A 21,263-nucleotide genomic window follows, 5' to 3' on the forward strand; every position below is an offset into this window, starting at 1 on the left:
TATCTCTTAATGATATTGCCGTCTGACTATTGAAACGGACAAACCCTTTGGCAGATTCAGCTCTGAAGCTCGATAAAAACTATACAAATAATCTAAGTTGAAAGTTTCAGCTTTTTGGGGCGGCGGTCATTTGTCATTAAAAAGTAGCCGCCGCGTCAATTTCCTATTTTAAAGTCCGGTGAGAAAAATATAATTGAAAGACGCTTTTAATAGGAATGTTTTGCTATAAGCTTTCTTCTCAATAAATCCAGCGCTGTATTTACGGTTCTTTTTCTTATGTCTTTTCTTGTTCCGCTAAAATTAAATTTAAAGCTCTCAGTTTTCTTTTTATCGGCAGAACCTATATACACAAGACCAACCGGTTTTTTTTTTGTTCCGCCGATTGGTCCTGCAATTCCAGTTACTGAAAAAGCATAATCACTGTCCGAAAGTTTCAGAACGCCTTCCGCCATCTCTTTGACTGTCTCTTTGCTTACAGCTCCGAAATTTGTCAAAGTTTCTTCTTTTACTCCGAGCAGTTTCATTTTTGATTCATTTGAGTATGTGACAACAGAACTTTTAAAATATAAAGAACTTCCGGGAATGTCTGTAATTGCTGCCGCTATATTTCCCCCTGTGCAAGACTCTGCAAAAGAAACTGTTTTTTTATTTTCAAGCAGGAGTCGTCCCGCGACGGATGCAAGAGTATCGTTATCAAAACCAAAAATATTGTCTTTTAAGACGTTGCCAAACCCGAGTTTTAACTTGCTTATTGTCTCATCGACAAAAAGTTCATCTGTTCCGGAAACTGAAAATTTTATGTCTATAACCGATTTACTTGCGAGAATGCCGAACTCCACAAATTTTGAATCGCCGGATACGGCTTCCTCCATAACGGGCTTTATCATCTCTTCAACCGCGGATTCTGCAATTCCGAATACATGTAATACTCCATTCTTCTTTATGCCGACAGAATAACTTTTTAAAAACGGCTCGACGTTTTCTTCAAATATCGGCTTCATTTCTTCTGGAGGTCCGGGAAGCAGAAACAATGTTTTTCGGTATTTTTTTTCGCTGTCTTTAAATTTAAAATGTAACATCTGACCCGGCGCTGTTCCAACGCGGTTTTCTAAAACTTTTGCGCCTCTGATAATATTTGCCTGTTTCTCGTTAATTTTAGGAATTGAAGCAGCAACAGAGCGTTTTAAGAAGTACTCTTTTATAGAATTTAAAACTTTTTCGTCGGGATATATCTCGAGATTTAAGCATTCCGCAGCGGTTTCAACTGTTATATCGTCAAATGTCGGACCTAGTCCGCCTGTGGTAATAACAATATTACTTCTCTTAAAAGCTCTTTTAAATTCCCGCAGCAAATCCTGTTTTTTGTCACCGACGTCGGTAACAAGCGATATTTCAAATCCTATAGCAGAAAGTCTTGAGCCTATATAAGCGGCATTGGTATTAACTTTTCCGGTAAGGAGTTCGCTTCCCGTACAGATGAGTTCAATTTTCATATTTTTTTAGTAAAGTCTGTTGTTGACTATTATCAATAACAAATACAGTTATAGTCAGTCTGACGAAACAGCAATATTCCTGTTCACATTTATAAAAAGTCTGCCAAAACAACATATTTTTCGATTTTACTGCTGTAATGATATCGACTCCTAAACCATGAGTCATATACAAAAGATTTTAAAATCCTATAGTGTTTATAATATCTTTAATATCTGCTTTAACTTTTTTGGGCTTAACAGCGTTTGTTACTGCGGTATCCGGATCTTTCAAGCCGTGTCCGGTAAGTATGCAGACAATTTTTGCGGGAGCAGCACTTTTAAAATAGCCCTGCTTAATATATTTTATAAGTCCCGCTATAGATGAAGCAGAAGCAGGCTCGCAGAAAACGCCTTCCGTTACAGCCACAATTCTGTACGCTTCCAGTATTTCTTCGTCTGTTACTTTGTCTATTACGCCGCCGGATTCATCTCTTGCTTCTTCGGCGGTCTTCCATGAAGCGGGATTTCCTATTCTTATAGCGGTTGCTATTGTTTCAGGGTTTGTAATAGGATGTCCTTCAACTATCGGAGCTGAACCTGCTGCTTGAAAACCCATCATTTTAGGAAGAGTATATTTTTCCGGTGCTGCCTTATTATATTCTTTATATCCTTTCCAGTATGCGGTAATATTTCCGGCATTACCGACCGGCATAAACTGATAGTCAGGAGACTGCTCCAGACTTTCGCATATTTCATAAGCTGCGGTTTTTTGTCCTTCTATTCTGAAAGGATTGATTGAATTAACCAAAGTAAGAGGATATTTGCTGCTTAACTCTTTTACGAGATTTAACGCTTCATCAAAGTTTCCGTCGATTTCCAAAACTTCCGCTCCGTGCATAACAGCCTGAGAAAGTTTTCCAAGCGCTATTTTGCCTTCAGGTATCAGCACTACGCATTTTATTCCCGCTCTTGCGGCATAAGCCGCGGCAGAAGCCGAAGTATTCCCGGTCGAGGCGCAGATGACAATCTTGCTTCCGTCTTCGACGGCTTTTGAAACAGCCATTGTCATTCCTCTGTCTTTGAAAGAACCGGTGGGATTCATTCCTTCAAACTTAAGATATATTTTACCGTTAAATCCGAGTTTATCAGGCAGATTTCTTGCAGGTAGTAGAGGGGTATTTCCCTCATGAAGAGATATAACCGGAGTTTTGTCGCTGACCGGCAGATTTTTCCTGTACTTTTCAATCAAACCTCTGTAACCCATTTTCCTTATTCCCTTTATAGAATTTATAAAAATTATTATACTCTATTAAGAGTGTAAAATCAATAATAATAAAGAAGCTGAAATCCTTAGAAACATCAGATCTTTCTGAGCGTAAATATGTAGTACTCTATCGTGAATTTGTTTGTGTCTGTGCTTTACCGTTGAATATGTTAAATTGATTTATTTAAGAAAGTATATTTTCGCTCACAAAAACTGTTTAAGGAGAAATCTTTTATTGGATATAATATACTCAGACTCAGTATCATTATAGATTTCTTTATTGAATTCTTTGATAATAATATTTATTGGTTTATTATGCACTGTTTTAAATATCTCAGGACCTCTTGCTCCAAAAATAAGTAACTTTGGAGTCAAAGCTATCATTATTAAATCTACTTTACCTTTTTCGCCCAGCATCAGCAATGGGTGATTTGAAGTAAGAAATTGTCCATATTGCATATCTTTTTCTTCTATTATTTTGTTGCCAAAGGTAAATCTTTTAAACTGACCAAATATCGCTCCTCCCGGATTAAACACTGATAAAAAAGAATAATTGGATAGCGGTTTGTTATATTTTTGTAATTCTTCTATTTCTTCTTTAGTAGCTTTCCCATGTCTTATCAATTCATCAGCGAATTTAGCAAGGTCGGACTCTGCTGTTTCATAAGCTTCAGCAACAATATGTTTTTTTCTTACTTTAAGAGCGACTATAAAAGAATAAAAATTCCCAAATTCTGTTTCTGACAACTTATCCATTGTTTTATCTTTAAGAATCTTATTTATAGTAGGAAACCAAACGTTATTTTCAATTTGTGCAAACATATTTTCAACTTCATTGTCCCATATTCTGTCAGCAAATATATTTCGCGGATTGGGTTTAAATATATTAGAATTTTCTTTTTGCAGGCAGTATACTTGCGTGTCATTAAATTTCCACTTTGAACTGTAAAACTGAGGAATATAGTGATTATTTTTTGTTTTCGGCATAATTTTTTGCATCCTATTAACTTATTCATTAGAAAACAATATAATAGCAGTTGTCTGGATTTTAAAGTGCATAAGTAATATCTAACTATATATGATACATAGGCGAATAATGGAACGTATGTATTAAAATACAATACTAAATACTTTATATTAGTACATAAATATAAATAATAAGCGTATAACAAACAGATAATATCTGCTAGTGAATTTCTTAGAGATTTTAATCTTTTTAAATTTTCAGAAAGTATTACTATGCATTTAAAACAAAAATGTTTAGGACTCAATTTAACTCGGGGATTTCTTACAAAAATCAGATATAAGTTTCGGTTCATTAAAACGTTTTAAAAATAAGCGCAAAATCTCTCTAAGTTGTTTAAACTAAACCGAAAGTTTATAACAACTAACTGCAGGAACTTTAGCTTTTGCTTGTCAGGTTGAGTGGACGGAGTCCATGAAACATCCAGTCTTTTCAGAATACCTTATGGCAATGCTCTCATTTTTCTTTCACTTCAAAGAAGGATGGAGTGCGCAGCAGAGAGGACTGACTTAATTTTCTTCCTTTAAAGATATTGATCTGGCGTTAGCGTTAAAGAGAGGTGTGTAAAAAATATTCAATTTGCAGCAATGAAAGATATATAAATAGCGGAAAAGCAAAATGTAAGCAAAGGATGTAAAAGGAATTTTGAAAGAATCGTACGTTCGGCAGGCAAAGAAAAAATTGGGCTGATATTGTATTAAACAATCTGAAAAAAGAGTATTCAAAATTTTATTTTGAGGTGAAATGATAATGACTGACAATCAAACTTTAGATGAAAAAATACAAATAAAACAAGATGACTGTAAAAAGGAAATTTTTAATGCGGATAAAGATAAAAAGGATGATATACTTGGAAGAATTCGTTTTGCCGAAAATATGTCTTTGAGGTTATTGAATTATAAGGCTGATGAAAGTGTCATTATTGGACTTAATGGAGAGTGGGGATCAGGAAAATCATCAGTTATAAACTTAATTAAACAATGCATTAATAACAATAACGATAATGCTGGCAAGCCGGCAATAATAAATTTTAATCCTTGGACGTTTTCAAAAAGAGAGGATATAACAAGGTATTTTTTCGATGAAATATCTTCTGCATTTGATTACAAAAACAGAAGTGAAGAAGATAAAGCTACAGCGGAAAAATTCAGGAGTTATGCCAAATTGCTAGGAGCTTTAGAATATGTTCCCAACTCTTCTGTTTTCTTATTTTCCAAGTTTTTAAAGAATATTTTTAAAAGATGTGAAAAGTATTGTAGAAAATCCGAGAATGTATCTATAATGGGTATTAAAAATGAACTTAATGATCGTTTAATTAAAAACAAAAGAAATACAATTGTGTTTATTGATGACATAGACAGGTTAACCAATAAAGAAATCAGAGAAATATTCAGATTAGTAAGAGTTAATGCTGATTTCTGGAAAATGATATATGTAATTGCTTTTGACAGACATATTGTTGAAAAAAGCTTTGAAGAACAGGGGAAAGAATATTTAGAGAATATCATACAAGTAAATGTTAATGTGCCGTTTCCTTCTAAAGAAGGACTTTCACAGTTTCTTTGCAAGGAATTAGACCGGGTAATAAAAACACTGCCGGCATCAGTGCAGGAGTTATTTCAATAAAGATGAAAATGAAAATAATTGGGATAGTGTTTATCGTTCAGGATTCAGAGACTTTTTTTAAAATATCAGAGATATAAAAAGATTTATAAGCGGGTTAGAATTTAACATATCTCGAATGTGTAAAAATAATGTGATTGGAATAAATCCAATTGACTTTATCGCTGTTAAAGCAATTAGAATGTTCGCTTATGATTTTTATTTACTCATGGCTGAGAACTCGGTTCTTTTTACGGCAAAACATAAGTTAGAATTTGAAAGATTAGGATTATCTGAAGAAAAGATAAAAGAAGAAATAGACAATGCGTTAACGAATTGTATAACTGAAGATAATAAATGTCGTCAGACTGTAAAAGGTTTAGTTAAAGAGTTATTCCCGTGGCTTAAAGATATTGAGGAAGGAATATCGCGTGAATATAATTACGTAATATGGAGTAAACAGTTAAGAGTATGCTCTGAGCGGCTTTATGATTCTTACTTTAACTTTATTCCTGGCGGAGATGAAGGAGAGATAGGCAGATATGAAATAACTAAAATCCTTAAAGAAATGGATTCCATGGAAACTTTTGAACGAACTCTTCGTCAATATATAGAAACAAAAGGAATCGTAAAAATATTGGCGAGGACTCAAGATTTTACAGGAGATGAAAATTATATTTCTAGGGAAAATGCTAAAAATGTTGTAGGGGCATTGCTCAATATTTATGAAGACTTACCCGGTACTTTATCTCCAATTAGCGAGAGTATAAACAAAATGCTTGATTCATATCCCAAAGATAGTGTCGGTTTATAATGAATCAGTTATTAAACAGGGAGACAGATAAAGAGAAAAATTTTAATTTATTGAAAGAACTTATCCCTCAAACAAAAGGTTTATCTATGCAATTTGATAAAACAAGAACACAGAAACCAAATTCTTTTCGAATACCTCCAGATAAAATAATATTTCTGCAAAAGATATGCGTTGAAAAAATAAATAATGCCGATAAAAAATATCTTATTAATCATAAAGACTTACGATTTCTTTTATATAAATGGAAAGAGTGGTGTGGTTCAAAACAATTGACTGAATTTATCAATCAAGTTCTTGAGAGTAATAAAAATACAATTGTACTTGTAAGTCATTTTATTTCAGTTTCAGAAGTAATAGAATCGAGAAATGGCGAAATAGAAAGGACTAAAAAGTTGCAGTATCTGTATAAAGAGTTAAGTAATTTCGTTAATTTGGAAGATGTAAAAACAAAACTGGATGAGATTAAAAAGTTCTATCCGAAATTATACGAAGAACATAGAAATACTATAGACTTGTTTCTGAAAGACTATGAAAAAAGTTTTGTATGTCCTCTTTTGAAGTTCTAAATATTTTGTAAAAGTCAGCACTATTTTCAAATACTCCTTGAATGGATATTTTCTAAATTGAAAGGTAATAAAGACTAAAAAGATAGTGAATTTACAGTCTTAAAATTAAATGTAAATCTATTCAGTAAACCTTTATATATTTATGTTATGTTATAATAAAATTCTGAAAGAACTAAACAATGACATTAAATATGAGATTGAAATAATGAATTTGTCTGATTGCCGAACTCAACGATTTCCTCTTCTGTATTTATGAAAAGACAAATTTTGACAACGCAACATAATACAATAAATTATGAATGAAAACTCCTCACAAGATTACATTGAATTAAATCGAAAATATGTAAAATTTCAAGACTCTCTTTCGTTTTCGAAACCCGAAAACATTGACGTTGTTCTTAAAGAAAATGACGCTGTTGTCATTCTTGGAGATAAAGGAAGTGGGAAAACAATAGAAGTCAAACAATTTCAATCAAAACATCGAGACAATTCAAAATATTTTGAATTGAAAGATATTTACTCGGGTTTGCAAGATGTTAAATCTAAAATAGAAGTATTAATAAAATCATTAGATTTAAAAAATGACGATAGTTATTTATATTTGCTTTTTGATGCTATTGATGAATGCAGATTACAAGGTATCCGTAAACAAGATGCATTTGAAATAACATTGCGTAAAATAAGAAACGATTTGGAAAATCTGCCAATCCATATCTCTAAACTTAAATTTATCTTTACATCTAGAGAAGCAGACTGGAAAAAAGATGCGGATAATAATCTGATTCAAAAATATCTTAGCATCGATACGCTGAAACAAAACAGCGGCACTGCTAATTCCGACAGTGTAATTTTAAAAGATCCTACAAACTGCACTACAGATACAGGAAAACACGATATTAAAATAAGTATTTATACTCTGGAAGAACTGAATAATGAACAAAAACGGCTTATTGCAAAGTATTTAAAAGAAAATGAGGATTTTTTTGAGAAAGATATTATTGCGCAGGGATATTCTAATACTCCATTGGATTGTTTGGAATTCTTAAAATTTAAGACAAGGCGCAGGAATACAACATATAAAATGGAGGATTTTCTTCGTTATAAACTGCAGCGCAGACACAGAGAGCTGAATGAAAGCCGCAATGACGGTCAGTTCCCGATGATAAAAATAGAACGTTTGTCAAAACGATTAGCTGCAGCGACATTGTTTTGTAAAACAGTATCTATTCAGAAAAGAGAATCATACTCTGATTTTTCTACTTCGTCTCACAGTAATGATGTTTCATTAACTGAGTTGTTCCCGAATGAAGATTCGTCTTGTTTGAATGCTTTTATAAATTCTGCTTTGTTCTCAGCAAATGGCGAAAATTCTGTTAAATTCTGGGATGAGTTATCAAGAGATAATGTAGCGCATTTTTGGCTGAAAGACAGAATTGAGAAAGGTAAATATAATGAGATAAAGAATCTGATTTTCCAAAAATGCGACAGCATAATCTCTCCGAAGAAATCGTTTATAATTTCAGCTGTTTTTCTTGCCAATACTGAACCCGAATTTAGAAAATATCTCATTGAATTTCACCCGGAATTCTTGGTGATATATTCCTATTGTTGCGAATCTCTGACAGAGTTTGATAAAAAAGAAATTCTAATTTAAAAGAATGAAACATAACAATTTTTTAGCCAAAATTTTTCTTATGCAATTGCTTTACTATTCAGATGCAAAAAACTTAGATAGGAAACTAAAGGGAAAAGTTAACAGCTTAATGACTGCGTACTTATTCCCTAAAAAAGACATGACTATAGGCATAAATTTTTATACAAGTGCAGTTGAAATTTTACTGAGGCAGGAACATCCAAAAATAAATCAAAAATTAAAAGCGTTTTTGTTATCAAATATATCAAAATTATCAGATGTAACAATCGGAACACTGCTAGAAGACTATTTGTCTCCTGAATATATTTCATTTAAAGAAGTCACAGTTTTGCTAAAAAAGTATATTAATGAAGGTTGCGATAACGGGGGAATGGCTTATTTAAAAATTGTTTATCCTAAGCTTATTCAAAAACTATCCGATGCATCTGAAATTAAATCTATATTGGACGGCATATCATTTGATTTTTCTAATGAAAACGAAGTATTTATTTATGTTTCCTTACTTATAAGATTTATTGACTGCGGCGTGAAGTCTGATGAGATATCAAATCACTTATTAAAATTGCATAAGTACAATTATGATAAATTTTATCCAAACTCTAAGAATGAGGAAGAATTAGAACATCTGAAAGAGAAAATAACCCCAGAAATAAACTTAGCTTTTGTTAAGAAGCTCTTAGAAGAGTATAAAGCCTTGAAAGAGTCAAATTATGACTGGTTCCCTTACGATAAACTATATAAAATAAATGATGATATTATGAAGATATTTTTGAAAGAGACAAACAATAAGTCTTTATCTCAAAATAGCATTTTATATTTATTTAACTTTTGTTTACGTAATTTAAAAAAAACTTATTCGGACTCAGGCACTATGATGCAGATAATAAAACCGTATCTCAACACAAAACAGAAACGTCAAAGTTGGAAAGAATTTTTAAATCCTCCTAATATTGCTGTTAAAAATAAGATAAGTGAATACAAAGTCCAAAAAGAAAAGGATCAACAATTTTTAAATGAACATATTGAAGATATCAGATGCGCGGCAAAAGAATATCAGCATATAATTGTTGGTCTTTCTCTTGAAAATAAGGCAGATATATCTAGTATTGAAAATGAATGGGGGTAGATATTGCCGGCGCATATAAAGAAGGTATAAAAAAATACTGGCAAATATGTGAATTGGACTTCAATCAATATGTAAATGAAATTGTCGGAACAAATAAAAGTTTAAAACAAACAGTTGCAGGATTATCAGGACTACATTTATTTTTTCAAGATAGTCCTGACTGTTTAAATAAATTAAATGAAGAACAGGCAAAACGCGCAATATATTGGGGTGTACAGAAATTAAATCTTTTGCCAGACTGGATAAGTAAATGCATTAAAATTTATCCCAAGATCGCAAAAGAAATTATATTGCCGATTATTGATAAAACAATCGAGTTAAAAGCAGACAATTATTTACTTTTCAATTTATCTCAGATAGATAGTGATGCTTTGAGTATATTTTATGAAGATTTATGGGGACGCATACAAAACCAGCCTGATTCTAAATCTATCTGCGATGTTGTCAAAATTATTACAAATATGAATTTGATTGATGACAAAAAACGTTTGGCTCTTGTTGTATATATCAGAGGTAAGATTTCTGATATTGAAAATAAAAATACAATCATTTGGCTTAGATTACTTTACAATACAGACCAGAAAAAATTTGCTGAAACAATACAAAACTTAGAAAAAAAATATAGCAACGAATCAGAAAAAATGCAACGATTTTTTATAAGTCTTTTTGATGAATTATATCTTTGTCAATTTTATGAAGTTAAAAATAAAACGGCAGATAATAGCGGACTTATAGATTTATTGCCGCTGTTGTTTAAATATATTGACACCAATAACGACGTTCAGCGTAAAAACGGCGCTGTTTTTTGGACTGGACCAAGAGATAATGCTGAAAGTTTTAGAGATCAGATTTTTAATTTCATTAGTAGTGTTAACAATTTCAGGAAAGATGATAGAAGGCTCTTGTTGGATTTAGCAAAAAAAATTAATCACAAAAAGTATAAAAAGTATTCTGAAAGAATTCAATGCGTTGCTGATGAACTTTTACTGATAGATGAAGAGAATCTGGCTGAGGATGATGTTATAAAAATAGAAGAATCGGATTATCTTGCTCCCAAAAGCGCAGATGACCTGTTTAGAATAGTCTGCGATAAGTTGGATGAAATCAAAACAGATATTGAAACTTCAGATTATAGCTTGAAAGAACTTTATCAGGATAATATAAAAAAGGAAAAATATTTCCAGAAATATATACTGATGGGATTGAGGAAATTATCGCGAAACCTATATTCTTCGGTCCGTGAACCGGAAGTGGCTGCTAATAATAAACCTGATCTGCAAATATGGGATGGAAATTGGTGTGTAAATATAGAATGTAAAGTTGCGGATAACTGGAGTGGAACCGATATGTGCGATACAATTGATTCTCAACTTATTGAAAAATATTTGAAGTATAAAAAATATCGGCATGGAATTTTATTGTTATCCCGCATAAAAAAAGATTCTTGGGAAATCAAAGAACAAAGCGTTTATTTTAGTGAACTTATAAAAATGCTTCAAGAACGTGGCAGATGAAGCCAGAAAGAAATATATTCATATCAAAGATATACGCGTTATTGGAATTGATTATTCAATATAATCAAAAAATTGTAAAAAAATAATAACTAAAAACTCAAAGAAGCATACATTTAATTCCCTGCTGACTTTTCATGGGATTTTTATTTTCGTCGTTAGTTCATTGACGGTTTTTAAGGAAAATCCTTTCAATTTTTTGCTAAATATATAACAACGATAATTGGATTGATAAGTACAAGTATAATAATTCTGAATAATGTTATTGACACATATAATTAGCTTATATAATAATTTAAGTTCTTAACGAACTGTACTTTCTTGCTTTTTGGGATTTGTTGGCAATTTTTAAAAAGCCGGATGTTACAAGTTTCTGCGCTAGCTGTCTTGCAGTTCTGTCTGAAAACCTGAATAAAGCTTTGATATTTTTGCTTGTAATAATAAAATAAGTCTTTTCAAATAAAGTTAAGATTTTCTTTTGTAAAATGCTATTCAATTTTGCTGAAAGATTTTAACATTCCTGTCACAAAATATTTATTCTATCCATGACTTTATGTCTGCAGCAGCTCTGCCAAAATAATAATTATGAGAGCATCCTAAAATTTTTTGCATAGTATTCTTCTAAATTATATATGCCTTTAAGTTCATAACCGCATTTATGTAAAACCAGAGTTGTCAAAATTCTGGCTGTTCTGCCGCTGCTGTCATAATAAGGATGTGTTGTAACAAACTGATAATGAGTTACAGCGGCTAGGAACATAGGCACAATATTTTGTTTTCATTTAATCAAGCGAAAAATGCTGACATTAATTTAGGAACATCTTTTGCTTCATGAGACAGACAAACTATTTTTCCGCTTCTAAGATTCTTTATGACATTTTATTCTGTTCTGTAATTTGTTGGTTTCGACTTACCGTTGTCCGTAATATAACCATGCAGAATTTTTATATCTTTTTCTTTAATTTCAAGAGTTTTACTATATAGCAAGTTTTGTCATTTCATCAAAAGCTTTATAATAACCTTTGATTTCTTTTTCATCTCTTGAGCGTCCTTTTATCTGTTTATGTTTAAGTAAAACTTCTGCAGCTTCTTTTTTAGTCAGCCTGTTTCTTTCAATCATAGTTGAATAATGAGTTGAAAAGAGTTTAGAATATTCTCTAAGGCTTGATAAAACTTTAAGTGTCAAGGGTAATAATTTAGCCTTCACTTTTATTGATTATATTTCACTCAGTTTTTTTAAAATGGTATTGGTAATTTTATATTTAGGTTCAAATTTTAACGGCATAGTAACGACACACTCCTATGTCGTTAATTATGCCATTAAACTGCCGTTAAATTGAGTTGATAAAAGAAATATAAAAATGATACAATTCAAACGCATTAAGTTTTAATGAGACGGCAAACAGCTAAACAAGAAACTTGATAAAACAACCTGCATATCAGATAGCGGTTTTATTTTAAGGCGGAATATAATGAGTAGTTTTTCAGATAAAGCTAGTTTTATTTGGAGCGTCGCGGGCTTACTAAGAGGTAATTTCAAGCCAAGCGAATACGGCAGAGTTATTCTGCCGTTTACAGTTTTGAGACGTTTTGACTGCGTTTTAGCGCCGCATAAAGATAGGATTTTAGAAATCAACAAAACTCTTACCGTAACAAATAAAGCTCCGGTATTTAAACGCTATACCGGATATGATTACTATAATATCAGCAAGTTTAATTTTGAAAAATTGCGCGATGATAGCAACGCTGTTGAAACCAATTTAAGAGATTATATTAACGGTTTTTCAGATGATATAAGAGCAATACTTGATAGTTTTGAAATAGGAATAACAATTGAACGGCTTAAAAAAGCAAATTTACTTTATTTAATAGTTCAGAAGTTTGCCGAGTTGGGTTTAGATGAAAAATCCATAGATAATTTAACGATGGGATATATGTTTGAAGAACTCATTCGCAGATTCTCAGAACAGTCTAATGAAACAGCCGGCGAACATTTTACTCCAAGGGAAGTTATTGAGTTAATGGTTGGTCTTCTTTTAGAAGAAGATGGCGATATTCTTAATACTGAAGGTAAAGTAATAAAAGTTTATGATCCTGCCTGCGGAACAGGAGGTATGCTGGCTGTCGCTCAAAAAACCCTGCAAGAGTACAACAGTAAAATAAAAGTTATTCCTTTCGGTCAAGAACTCAATCCGGAAACTTATGCGATATGCAAGTCAGATATGATTATAAAAGGCAACAGTCAGGCTGGGATCGTGCTTGGAAACAGCTTCTCTGAAGACGGATTTAAAGATGAAAAATTTGATTATATGCTTTCTAATCCGCCGTTCGGCGTGGAGTGGAAAAAAGTACAAAGTTTTATTTTAGACGAGGCAGAAAAACAAGGATTTAACGGACGCTTCGGCGCAGGTACGCCGAGAATATCAGATGGTTCATTGCTTTTTCTGCAAAATATGATTTCAAAAATGATTCCGCAGAAAGACGGTGGTAGCAGAATAGCAATAGTTTTTAACGGTTCCCCGTTGTTTACAGGCGACGCTGGCAGCGGAGAAAATGAAATAAGAAAGTGGATAATAGAAAATGATTTTCTTGAAGCTGTTATAGGACTTCCTGACCAGCTTTTTTACAATACCGGCATTGCTACATATATATGGATTTTAAGCAACCGTAAATCAGATCGCAGAAAAGGCAAAATCCGCTTAGTTAACGGAGTATCTTTTTTTGAGAAAATGCGCAAATCTCTTGGCAATAAACGCAATGAAATAAGCGATAAAAGCAGAAATGCTTTAGTCAATTTATATTCAATGTATGAATCTGACGAAAATTATATTGATTTTGATAACAGCGATTTCGGTTATAAAAAAATTACTATTGATCGTCCCTTGTATGATAAAGATGGAAAGCCTGAACTTGACAAGAAAGGCAATAAAAAACCAAATGCGGAATTAAGAGATACAGAAACAGTGCCGTTAAAAGAAGATGTAAATGAATATTTTAAACGCGAAGTTTTGCCGTATGTGCCTGATGCATGGATTGATGAGAGTAAGACAAAGACAGGCTACAAAATTCCTTTTACAAGATGTTTTTATAAGGTTGTTCCGCTGCGTTCAAGTCAAGAAATTATGAAAGAAATAGAATGTCTTAAAAAAGATATTGACGAGGCTTTTCAGGAGCTTATTAAATAATGGAATTATATTCAAAATATAAACCCAGCGGGATTGAATGGATAGGCGATATTCCGGTGGACTGGGAAATTAAAAAATTGAAATACATAGCTGAACTGGATAAAGAAAATCTAGCCGAGAAAACAGACCCCGATTATAAATTTGAATACATAGATATTGGAAGCGTTTCTAATGGAAGAATTGATAAAACAACAGAGATGATATTTAAAGAGAGTCCTTCAAGTGCAAGGATGGTTGTAAAAAAAGGGGATATTATTGTTTCAACTGTAAGGACTTATCTAAGAGCAATAGCGTATATTGAAAAACACGATAAATATATATGTTCCACAGGGTTTTGTGTACTTACTCCTAAAGATATAGATTCAAAATACTTATACTTCTACTGCATGAGTGAATTTTTTGTTCAAGAAATTAGCAGAAATTCCGTAGGTGTTACTTATCCCGCGATTAGTTCTTATGCCGTTGGAAGAGTGTACATACTAATTCCGCCGCTTGAAAAGCAAAAAGAAATAGCAAACCTTCTTGACGATAAAACAGAAAAAATTGACAATCTTATTGAGAATATAACAAAGCAGATAAAAAAATTACAAGAGTACCGCAAAAGTATTATCGGCGAAGCGGTTACAGGAAAGGCAGCTATATAGTGCCTATAAAAACAAAAGAAATAACTTTTGAAAATGAAATAGAAAATATTCTGCTTAAAAACGGATATATTAAAGGCAATCCTGCGGATTATGATAAAAAATATGCCTTAGATACTGCTCTGCTTTTTAAATTTTTGCAAAACAGCCAGTCGAAAGAATGGGGAAAACTTGTAAATAAATACGGAGATGGTGCTGAAAAAAGTTTTTTAAGACGACTTGGCAGAGAACTGGAATCCAAAGGTATGTTATACCTCTTACGTAACGGTATTATAGATACTCCGGCAAAATTTGAGCTTTGTTTCTTTGAACCTGCAAGTAATATGAACGAGACAGATATTGAACATTACAAAAAAAATATTTTATCGATTACAAGGCAGGTACATTACAGTCTTAAAAGTGAAAACTCTATAGATATTGTGATATTTATTAACGGCTTGCCTGTTTCTACAATAGAACTTAAAAACCCTGTTGCCGGCCAGACTGTAGGAAATGCAAAAAAACAGTATAAATATGACAGAGATCCGAGAGAGTTGTTATTAAGTTTTAAAACAAGATGTCTTGTCCATTTTGCAGTAGATACTGATGAAATTTACATGACGACTAAACTTTGCGGCGCAGATACATATTTTCTGCCGTTTAATAAAGGCGACGGACATGGAAAAGGCAACCCTTTAAACTCTCGCGGTTATAGAACGTCTTATCTATGGGAAGACGTTCTGCAAAAAGACAGTCTGCTCGATATTATACGCCGCTTTATACATTTAGAAGTTAAAGATAAAAAAGAAAATATTATTTTCCCGCGTTATCATCAATTAGACGCAGTCAGAAAACTTATTGCAGATGTTAAAGCAAACGGTTCAGGTAAAAATTATCTTATACAGCATAGCGCGGGAAGCGGTAAATCAAACTCTATAGCATGGCTTGCGCATCATCTGCAAAACCTGCATGATACTGATGATAAAATTATATTCAACAGTGTTGTTGTAGTTACAGATCGAAAAGTGTTAGACCGTGAGCTTCAAGATACCATATACCAGTTTGAGCATATAGACGGCGTTGTTGCTAAAATTGATGTTAATTCTAAACAGCTTGCTGAAGCTTTAAAAACAGGTAGGAAAATTATAATAACCACTTTGCAGAAATTTCCTTTTGTGCTTGAAGAAGTAAAGGATTTAAGAGGATTAAAAGGAAAACGCTTTGCTGTTATTATTGACGAGGCGCACTCTTCCCAAACCGGGGGCGGATCCAGTAGTAAGCTGAAAGCCGTGCTGGGCGACGATACGGCAGGTCTGTCTGAATGCGAAAAGCTGCAGAAAACAGCAGATGAGGAAGCCAAAGAAGAAAAAAATATTCCTGACAGCGAAGATATTATCAGAAAAGAAATGAAAACGCACGGTAGACTAAAAAACCTTTCCTTTTTTGCCTTTACCGCAACGCCGAAACCTGCAACGATTGAAATGTTCGGCAATAAGGGAGACGACGGCAAGCCGAAAGCATTTCATTTGTATAGTATGAGACAGGCGGTAGAAGAAGGATTTATTTTAGACGTGCTTAAAAATTATATGACATATACAACATACTTCCGGCTAGGTAAAGCCATAGCGAATGATCCAAGATATGATAAAAGTAGAGCCAACAAAGCGCTTGGTAAATTTCTAAGTTTGCATCCTCACAATTTAGCTCAAAAAACACAGATAATGGTGGAGCATTTTCGTTCCGTTACTAAAAATAAAATATGTGGAAAAGCAAAAGCTATGGTTGTGACGAGTTCAAGACTCCATGCTGTCCGCTATTATTTTGAGTTTAAAAAATATATTAAGAAAATGGGATATCAAAAAGAGCTTAGAGTTTTGGTAGCATTTTCAGGAACAGTAAGTGACGAGGGAAAAGAGTCTACTGAGCAAAAATTAAATAATATAAAGGAAACAGAACTTAAAGAAAAATTTAAAGGAACTGACTATCAGATATTATTGGTTGCTGAGAAATATCAAACAGGTTATGATGAACCTTTACTGCATACAATGTTTATTGATAAAAAACTCGGCGGAGTTAAAGCGGTTCAAACGCTGTCCAGATTAAACCGCATCTGTCCCGGCAAAGAGGATACTTTTATATTAGATTTTGTAAACAGCGCAGAAGATATAAAAAAATCTTTTAAACCGTATTACAAAGCCGCCGATATAGAAGAAACTACAGATGCTAATATAGTTTATGATATTAAATCGAAACTCGATGAATTTAGAATATATTGGGACACGGAAATTGAGAATTTTGCCAATGTTTTTTTTAAACCGTCAAAGAAACAGGAGAATTTAGATTTTTCTATACTCAACAGTTATATTGATCCGGCTGTCGACAGATATGAAGGCAAAAATGAAGAAGAACAGGAAGAGTTTAAATCAAATCTTACAAAATTTGTACGCGCCTATTCATTCATAAGCAATATAATAAAATTAGATGATGTAAAAATGCATAAATTTTTTGCTTATTCTAAATATTTATTGAGAAAACTTCCAAAAGACAAAAGAGATGAAGTTAATCTTAATGATGAAATAACATTGCAGTATTATAGAGTACAAAAGATTTTTGAAGGAAGCATTATTTTAGAAGAAGAAAACAATCCGCTCAAAAACTATAAATATGTCAGTAAGGTTGATACAAAATATGAAACGGCTTCATTATCGGAACTGATAGAAAAACTTAACGAACGTTTTGGAACAGATTTTACAGTGATGGATAAAGTGTTGCAGCAATTTATAGCTGATATGGAAAAAGATGAAAATTTACGCAAGCAAGCAATGAATAATTCTAAAGAGCATTTTAAATTTCCGTTTAATGATGCTTTTATGACTATTGTTGTTGACCGTATGGTGCAGAATAAAGAATTTTGTGAACGAATACTTGATGATGAGAAATTTGGTAAAACTGTTAAAGAACTTCTGTCAGGTTATATGTACGATAGATTGAGAAAGACAGATTCCGTAAAAATTGAACTAGATAATTGAAGTAAATTTTATGTATGATAATTCCTGTTTTTTATAAATTTAAATAACTCTTGGTGTCGCTTCATTATAATAACAAAATAAGAAAATTAAAGGATTTTTATCTCAAAAAAACGTGTATTTATTAGTTTTGATTACGATAATGACTTAGCATTAAAAAATTTATTAGTAGGACAAGCAGCTCATCCAGACTCTCCTTTTGAAATAGCAGACTTCTCAATAAAAGAACAATTAGAGGACTGTTGGTTAGAAAAAGCTGAAAAAAATAAGAATGTGTAATGTTGTAATTGTGATATGCGGGGAATATACAAATAGGGCAACTGGAGTTGGAAAAAAACTTTCTGTAACAAAAAAGTTGGGAATGCCTTATTTTCTCTTGTATGGATATTCATATAAAAACTGCATTAAACCGATTTCAGCAGATAACAATGATAAAATGTATAAATGGACATGGGATAATTTAAAAGCGCTTCTAAACGGAGAAAGACGATATGAATAAAGCTTTACTTGTGGGATTAACGAATTATCAAAACAATACATTAGATGGTACAATAACTGATGTTAATTGTTTAGAAAAAATTCTGTCACGACATTATGATGATACAAAGAATTTTGACTGCGACAAGATAATAAAAGTATCAACTAGAAAAGAACTAAGAAAAAAATTAATAGAATTTTTTTTCAAAACCTGAGGATACTTTATTTTTTCACTTTTCAGGTCATGGTCTAGTTTGTGCTAGTGAAGGATATTTAGTAACGACAGATGCAGAAGAGTATGATTGGGGTATTTCTGTTAGAGAACTGTTGTCTTTAGCAAATAGTGCTGAAGCAAAAAATATTTTAATTACCTTAGATTGCTGCTATAGTGGAAAATGTGGCACTATTACAGATTTTGGTTCTAATAAGAGTGTTCTTTTATCTGAAGGCATATCTATAATTACAGCAAGCACAGAAAAACAGTCATCTATGGAAGAGGTCGATGGAAATGGAATGGGAATTTTTTCTTCTTTATTATGTGAAGCTTTAGATGGTGCTGCTGCAGATATACTTGGAAATGTATCTATTCCATCAATATATTCACATATAGAGCAAGCATTTAATGCTTGGGAGCAAAGAATCAAATTTGACTTCTTCTTGTGTTATTAGAAAAGCAAAACCTAAAATTGACGTTAATATTCTAAGAAAAATAACAGAACTTTTTAAATTACCTGCAGAGGATTTAAAGTTATCACCCGAATATGAGTCCGAAAATCCCAAACGTGATGATAAGAAAGTGAAAGATTTTGAAATTTTAAAAAAATTTTGCAATATAGGTTTAGTTGAGCCTGTTGAGGCAGATGACATGTATTTTGTAGCTATGGAAAATAAATTCTGTAGGTTGACTGCTTTAGGAAAATATTATTGGCGTTTAGTGAGTGAAGGGGAAATATAAATTATTCCCTGCAGTTCGAACCAGAAGTTCTCATTGATATATACAATTTCTATAAATTTGTGTGTAAAATGATATAAACGAATTCCTATAAAACTACTTTGTTGTTGCCGAGACTAGTTAAAAATTACTTATTGTATTTTTTTAAATAGTTATCAATTTCACCTCTTAACTCAATGCCGGCACGTTCGAAACAGCCAAGTAAATCTTTATATGTGTCTTTGTCGTTTAAAAAATCCCAAAACTCATCAGCTACTTTTAGTTCATTGGAATATCTAGCATCCCGGCAATTGTCCAGCGAACATACGGTTTTGGATCATAAGGATTGTAGGGGATTGCTATTAATGTGTTTACCTTTGCTTTTGGATTTTCCGCAAATATTGTTGCAATCCATTCTAATAACGTTCTTTTAAATTCTTTGAAGCCGCCTTTATTGGGGTTTGCCGTTTTAATATCAAATAAAAATTTTTCACCATCTGCTTTTTCAAGAAAGATATCTACTTCAGTAAGCTTTACTTTATGCATTTTACCTTTTTGACTTACTTTTCTTATTCTTTCCGCTTTATCATTTTTATTCGGTTTAATATTTGCAGCAGAAATATTATCAATGATATTTTGTATTTCCATTTGAGAACCTTCACTTATCTGTGTTCCAGCGTCTTATCTGTTTATCAGTTATCTTAAAATTGGATTTTGCCAGCTCATCAAGCGCAACCGGCTCAAATACAGCAGTTCCAAAATTTGTATTTAAAGAATGTATAAAAGAAAATAATGCCATTCTATCTTTGCCCAGCAGTCTTGTATGAAACGGCATAAAAGTATTCGCAATTTTCATTCCAGCTTTTTGAGCTTCTCTTCCCTGTCCTTTAAACAGAGAACCTATTTCAAGTTCATCTTTTCTTTCAAAATCAAAGCATAAGCGTGCTGTTCATGGTAATCTATAAGACCGACATAAGGCGGACTTGAGAATATTCCTGAAATTTTTTGCCTGTAATATATCTGCAAAAGATTTTTGTTTTTTAGAAAGCGCTGAAATAATATCAATTGTTCTGGCATCTCCTGACAGACAGTAGTGGAGAGTTCCGGTTTTTAATTTTTCAAATTCTTTTATTCTTTTGATTGTATCTTTTGAATAAGTTTTCCACCATTTCATAATTGAAAATACTGGTTTACAGATTTTTCCATGTTTAGAACAATAATAAATTTCCGATACAGGTTCTGTCAGCGTCGCCAAATCTGAATGCGTAGTCGCCCTGCACGAGCGCATTGTACGACTTAAAATCAGGGTATTATTACGAACAGATAAAATACTTGCCTAAAAGACCGGCAGATTTATCTGGTTTATCAGAGCGTGAAAGAAGACACATTGATGTCACTTTAGATAAATATTCTAATAAATCGGCAAAAGCATTATCAGACCTTTCTCATGAAGATATTCCATGGATTTCTGCAAAAGACGGCGAAGTTATTGATTATGAAAGCGTCTTTTACAGGACGGATGCTACTTCTGTTAGATCGTATGAAGCTGATTAATTATTCTCAGATTTCTGAATTTTACAAAGACTTTAAAAAAACTTCTAAAGAAATTTAGTACATTGGAAGAAGATTTTGAAACTATGAAAAAATCGGCAATAGAGATAATATCATCTTAAAAATGTTAAAACTGAAGCTGTCGTGCCAATACAAGGTTTTTGTAGTCCTGATTATCGTTCAATGAAAGTAAGAAAAATGGCATGTAAGTTTTTAAAAGGTAAAGGCGGCAGAAGCGGTTTAAGGGTTATATATGTTTTTGAACAAAAAGAGAAAAAAGTTACTTTTATAGAAATGTATTACAAATCAGAACAAGAAAATGAGAATAAAAAAAGACTTTCGGCTTTTATAGAGAAGAATTTTGGATAATATTAAAAACAATATACCAGCCGCTCCAATCAGTTGTCGTCAGAAACTGCAGTTTGTTAGGCAGGAATGAG

The 21,263-nt window shown here is 32.4% G+C and carries 19 protein-coding genes and 3 pseudogenes; 14 read left to right on the forward strand and 8 right to left on the reverse strand.

Annotated elements, in window-relative coordinates; all coding sequences use genetic code 11:
- Window positions 1-206: 206 nt before the first annotated feature.
- From RSTT_RS00290 to RSTT_RS00300, 3 genes are all read right to left on the reverse strand, one after another.
- The gene (locus RSTT_RS00290) at window positions 207-1,493 is read right to left on the reverse strand and encodes a competence/damage-inducible protein A (RefSeq protein WP_096525261.1); all 1,287 of its coding nucleotides are present in this window, start codon (window positions 1,491-1,493) and stop codon (window positions 207-209) included.
- Window positions 1,494-1,671: 178 nt separating this feature from the next.
- Window positions 1,672-2,736, reverse strand: a complete 1,065-nt coding sequence (thrC, locus tag RSTT_RS00295) for a threonine synthase (RefSeq protein ID WP_096525262.1) — start codon at window positions 2,734-2,736, stop codon at window positions 1,672-1,674.
- Window positions 2,737-2,940: 204 nt separating this feature from the next.
- On the reverse strand, window positions 2,941-3,723 hold the full coding sequence (locus RSTT_RS00300) for a DUF4238 domain-containing protein (protein WP_172412795.1): 783 nt from the start codon (window positions 3,721-3,723) through the stop codon (window positions 2,941-2,943).
- 787 nt (window positions 3,724-4,510) lie between these two features.
- Between RSTT_RS00300 and RSTT_RS00305 the strand changes: the two genes are divergently transcribed.
- The 6 genes from RSTT_RS00305 (at window position 4,511) to RSTT_RS00330 (ending at window position 11,036) form a co-directional block, all read left to right on the forward strand.
- Window positions 4,511-5,386: a KAP family P-loop NTPase fold protein gene (locus RSTT_RS00305; protein ID WP_172412796.1), complete on the forward strand. Its 876-nt coding sequence runs from the start codon at window positions 4,511-4,513 to the stop codon at window positions 5,384-5,386.
- Window positions 5,387-5,516: 130 nt separating this feature from the next.
- The gene (locus RSTT_RS00310; RefSeq protein WP_149029994.1) at window positions 5,517-6,176 is read left to right on the forward strand and encodes a hypothetical protein; all 660 of its coding nucleotides are present in this window, start codon (window positions 5,517-5,519) and stop codon (window positions 6,174-6,176) included.
- Window positions 6,176-6,742 carry a hypothetical protein gene (locus RSTT_RS00315; RefSeq protein ID WP_096525266.1) on the forward strand — a complete coding sequence of 189 codons (567 nt, stop codon included), beginning with the start codon at window positions 6,176-6,178 and terminating at the stop codon, window positions 6,740-6,742. Before RSTT_RS00310 ends, RSTT_RS00315 begins: the two co-directional genes overlap by 1 nt.
- 295 nt (window positions 6,743-7,037) lie before the next feature.
- Entirely contained in the window at window positions 7,038-8,396 is a 1,359-nt protein-coding gene (locus RSTT_RS00320; protein WP_096525267.1) for a hypothetical protein, read from the forward strand.
- 4 nt (window positions 8,397-8,400) lie between these two features.
- Window positions 8,401-9,522 (forward strand): hypothetical protein, encoded by a 1,122-nt coding sequence (locus RSTT_RS00325; protein ID WP_096525268.1) that lies wholly within the window; start codon window positions 8,401-8,403, stop codon window positions 9,520-9,522.
- Window positions 9,513-11,036: a hypothetical protein gene (locus RSTT_RS00330; RefSeq protein ID WP_096525269.1), complete on the forward strand. Its 1,524-nt coding sequence runs from the start codon at window positions 9,513-9,515 to the stop codon at window positions 11,034-11,036. Before RSTT_RS00325 ends, RSTT_RS00330 begins: the two co-directional genes overlap by 10 nt.
- Before the next feature lie 292 nt (window positions 11,037-11,328).
- On the opposite strand, the gene RSTT_RS00335 is transcribed toward RSTT_RS00330, so the two are convergent.
- The 3 genes from RSTT_RS00335 to RSTT_RS05855 all read right to left on the reverse strand — a co-directional run bounded on the left by RSTT_RS00335 (window position 11,329) and on the right by RSTT_RS05855 (window position 12,240).
- Window positions 11,329-11,529: a hypothetical protein gene (locus RSTT_RS00335; protein ID WP_096525270.1), complete on the reverse strand. Its 201-nt coding sequence runs from the start codon at window positions 11,527-11,529 to the stop codon at window positions 11,329-11,331.
- 87 nt (window positions 11,530-11,616) lie between these two features.
- A complete protein-coding gene (locus tag RSTT_RS00340; RefSeq protein WP_096525271.1) occupies window positions 11,617-11,793 on the reverse strand; it encodes a Fic family protein in 177 nt (58 codons plus the stop codon).
- Between the two features lie 216 nt (window positions 11,794-12,009).
- Window positions 12,010-12,240, reverse strand: a complete 231-nt coding sequence (locus RSTT_RS05855; RefSeq protein WP_149029995.1) for a Fic family protein — start codon at window positions 12,238-12,240, stop codon at window positions 12,010-12,012.
- Between the two features lie 265 nt (window positions 12,241-12,505).
- Here RSTT_RS05855 and RSTT_RS00345 point away from each other — a divergent pair, with 265 nt between their 5' ends.
- From RSTT_RS00345 to RSTT_RS00375, 6 genes and pseudogenes are all read left to right on the forward strand, one after another.
- Complete coding sequence (locus tag RSTT_RS00345) at window positions 12,506-14,218, forward strand: type I restriction-modification system subunit M (protein ID WP_096525272.1); 1,713 nt, start codon at window positions 12,506-12,508, stop codon at window positions 14,216-14,218.
- The gene (locus RSTT_RS00350; protein WP_096525273.1) at window positions 14,218-14,862 is read left to right on the forward strand and encodes a restriction endonuclease subunit S; all 645 of its coding nucleotides are present in this window, start codon (window positions 14,218-14,220) and stop codon (window positions 14,860-14,862) included. Before RSTT_RS00345 ends, RSTT_RS00350 begins: the two co-directional genes overlap by 1 nt.
- Entirely contained in the window at window positions 14,862-17,867 is a 3,006-nt protein-coding gene (locus RSTT_RS00355; protein WP_096525274.1) for a type I restriction endonuclease subunit R, read from the forward strand. Before RSTT_RS00350 ends, RSTT_RS00355 begins: the two co-directional genes overlap by 1 nt.
- A 488-nt stretch (window positions 17,868-18,355) precedes the next feature.
- The gene (locus RSTT_RS06720; protein ID WP_096525275.1) at window positions 18,356-18,556 is read left to right on the forward strand and encodes a caspase family protein; all 201 of its coding nucleotides are present in this window, start codon (window positions 18,356-18,358) and stop codon (window positions 18,554-18,556) included.
- A gap of 55 nt (window positions 18,557-18,611) precedes the next feature.
- Window positions 18,612-19,010 (forward strand): annotated as a pseudogene (locus tag RSTT_RS06725) (caspase family protein); the annotation flags it as partial.
- Window positions 18,988-19,296, forward strand: coding sequence for a hypothetical protein (locus RSTT_RS00375; protein WP_096525277.1), 309 nt, complete (start codon window positions 18,988-18,990; stop codon window positions 19,294-19,296). The pseudogene RSTT_RS06725 and the gene RSTT_RS00375, both read left to right, overlap by 23 nt.
- Before the next feature lie 124 nt (window positions 19,297-19,420).
- On the opposite strand, the pseudogene RSTT_RS06895 reads toward RSTT_RS00375, so the two are convergent.
- Both RSTT_RS06895 and RSTT_RS00385 read right to left on the reverse strand, forming a co-directional pair.
- Window positions 19,421-20,107, reverse strand: a pseudogene (locus RSTT_RS06895) (TdeIII family type II restriction endonuclease).
- Window positions 20,108-20,131: 24 nt separating this feature from the next.
- Window positions 20,132-20,581: pseudogene (locus RSTT_RS00385) on the reverse strand (site-specific DNA-methyltransferase); the annotation flags it as partial.
- Between RSTT_RS00385 and RSTT_RS00390 the strand changes: the two are divergent.
- Both RSTT_RS00390 and RSTT_RS00395 read left to right on the forward strand, forming a co-directional pair.
- Window positions 20,560-20,826 (forward strand): Panacea domain-containing protein, encoded by a 267-nt coding sequence (locus RSTT_RS00390; RefSeq protein WP_096525278.1) that lies wholly within the window; start codon window positions 20,560-20,562, stop codon window positions 20,824-20,826. The pseudogene RSTT_RS00385 and the gene RSTT_RS00390 overlap by 22 nt on opposite strands.
- Window positions 20,827-21,006: 180 nt before the next feature.
- Window positions 21,007-21,192 carry a hypothetical protein gene (locus tag RSTT_RS00395; protein WP_095558650.1) on the forward strand — a complete coding sequence of 62 codons (186 nt, stop codon included), beginning with the start codon at window positions 21,007-21,009 and terminating at the stop codon, window positions 21,190-21,192.
- Window positions 21,193-21,263: the final 71 nt, after the last annotated feature.

The sequence above is a fragment of the Candidatus Endomicrobiellum trichonymphae genome (genome assembly GCF_002355835.1).
In the GTDB taxonomy this organism is placed as follows: domain Bacteria; phylum Elusimicrobiota; class Endomicrobiia; order Endomicrobiales; family Endomicrobiaceae; genus Endomicrobiellum; species Endomicrobiellum trichonymphae.

Excerpts from the sequence above, each read along its gene's own strand:
- RSTT_RS00290 (WP_096525261.1), bottom strand. The coding sequence starts at position 1,493 with ATGAAAATTGAACTCATCTGTACGGGAAGCGAACTCCTTACCGGAAAA.
- thrC (WP_096525262.1), bottom strand. The coding sequence starts at position 2,736 with ATGGGTTACAGAGGTTTGATTGAAAAGTACAGGAAAAATCTGCCGGTC.
- RSTT_RS00300 (WP_172412795.1), bottom strand. The coding sequence starts at position 3,723 with ATGCCGAAAACAAAAAATAATCACTATATTCCTCAGTTTTACAGTTCA.
- RSTT_RS00305 (WP_172412796.1), top strand. The coding sequence starts at position 4,511 with ATGACTGACAATCAAACTTTAGATGAAAAAATACAAATAAAACAAGAT.
- RSTT_RS00315 (WP_096525266.1), top strand. The coding sequence starts at position 6,176 with ATGAATCAGTTATTAAACAGGGAGACAGATAAAGAGAAAAATTTTAAT.
- RSTT_RS00320 (WP_096525267.1), top strand. The coding sequence starts at position 7,038 with ATGAATGAAAACTCCTCACAAGATTACATTGAATTAAATCGAAAATAT.
- RSTT_RS00325 (WP_096525268.1), top strand. The coding sequence starts at position 8,401 with ATGAAACATAACAATTTTTTAGCCAAAATTTTTCTTATGCAATTGCTT.
- RSTT_RS00330 (WP_096525269.1), top strand. The coding sequence starts at position 9,513 with ATGGGGGTAGATATTGCCGGCGCATATAAAGAAGGTATAAAAAAATAC.
- RSTT_RS00340 (WP_096525271.1), bottom strand. The coding sequence starts at position 11,793 with ATGTTCCTAGCCGCTGTAACTCATTATCAGTTTGTTACAACACATCCT.
- RSTT_RS00345 (WP_096525272.1), top strand. The coding sequence starts at position 12,506 with ATGAGTAGTTTTTCAGATAAAGCTAGTTTTATTTGGAGCGTCGCGGGC.
- RSTT_RS00350 (WP_096525273.1), top strand. The coding sequence starts at position 14,218 with ATGGAATTATATTCAAAATATAAACCCAGCGGGATTGAATGGATAGGC.
- RSTT_RS06720 (WP_096525275.1), top strand. The coding sequence starts at position 18,356 with ATGAATAAAGCTTTACTTGTGGGATTAACGAATTATCAAAACAATACA.
- RSTT_RS00395 (WP_095558650.1), top strand. The coding sequence starts at position 21,007 with ATGAAAGTAAGAAAAATGGCATGTAAGTTTTTAAAAGGTAAAGGCGGC.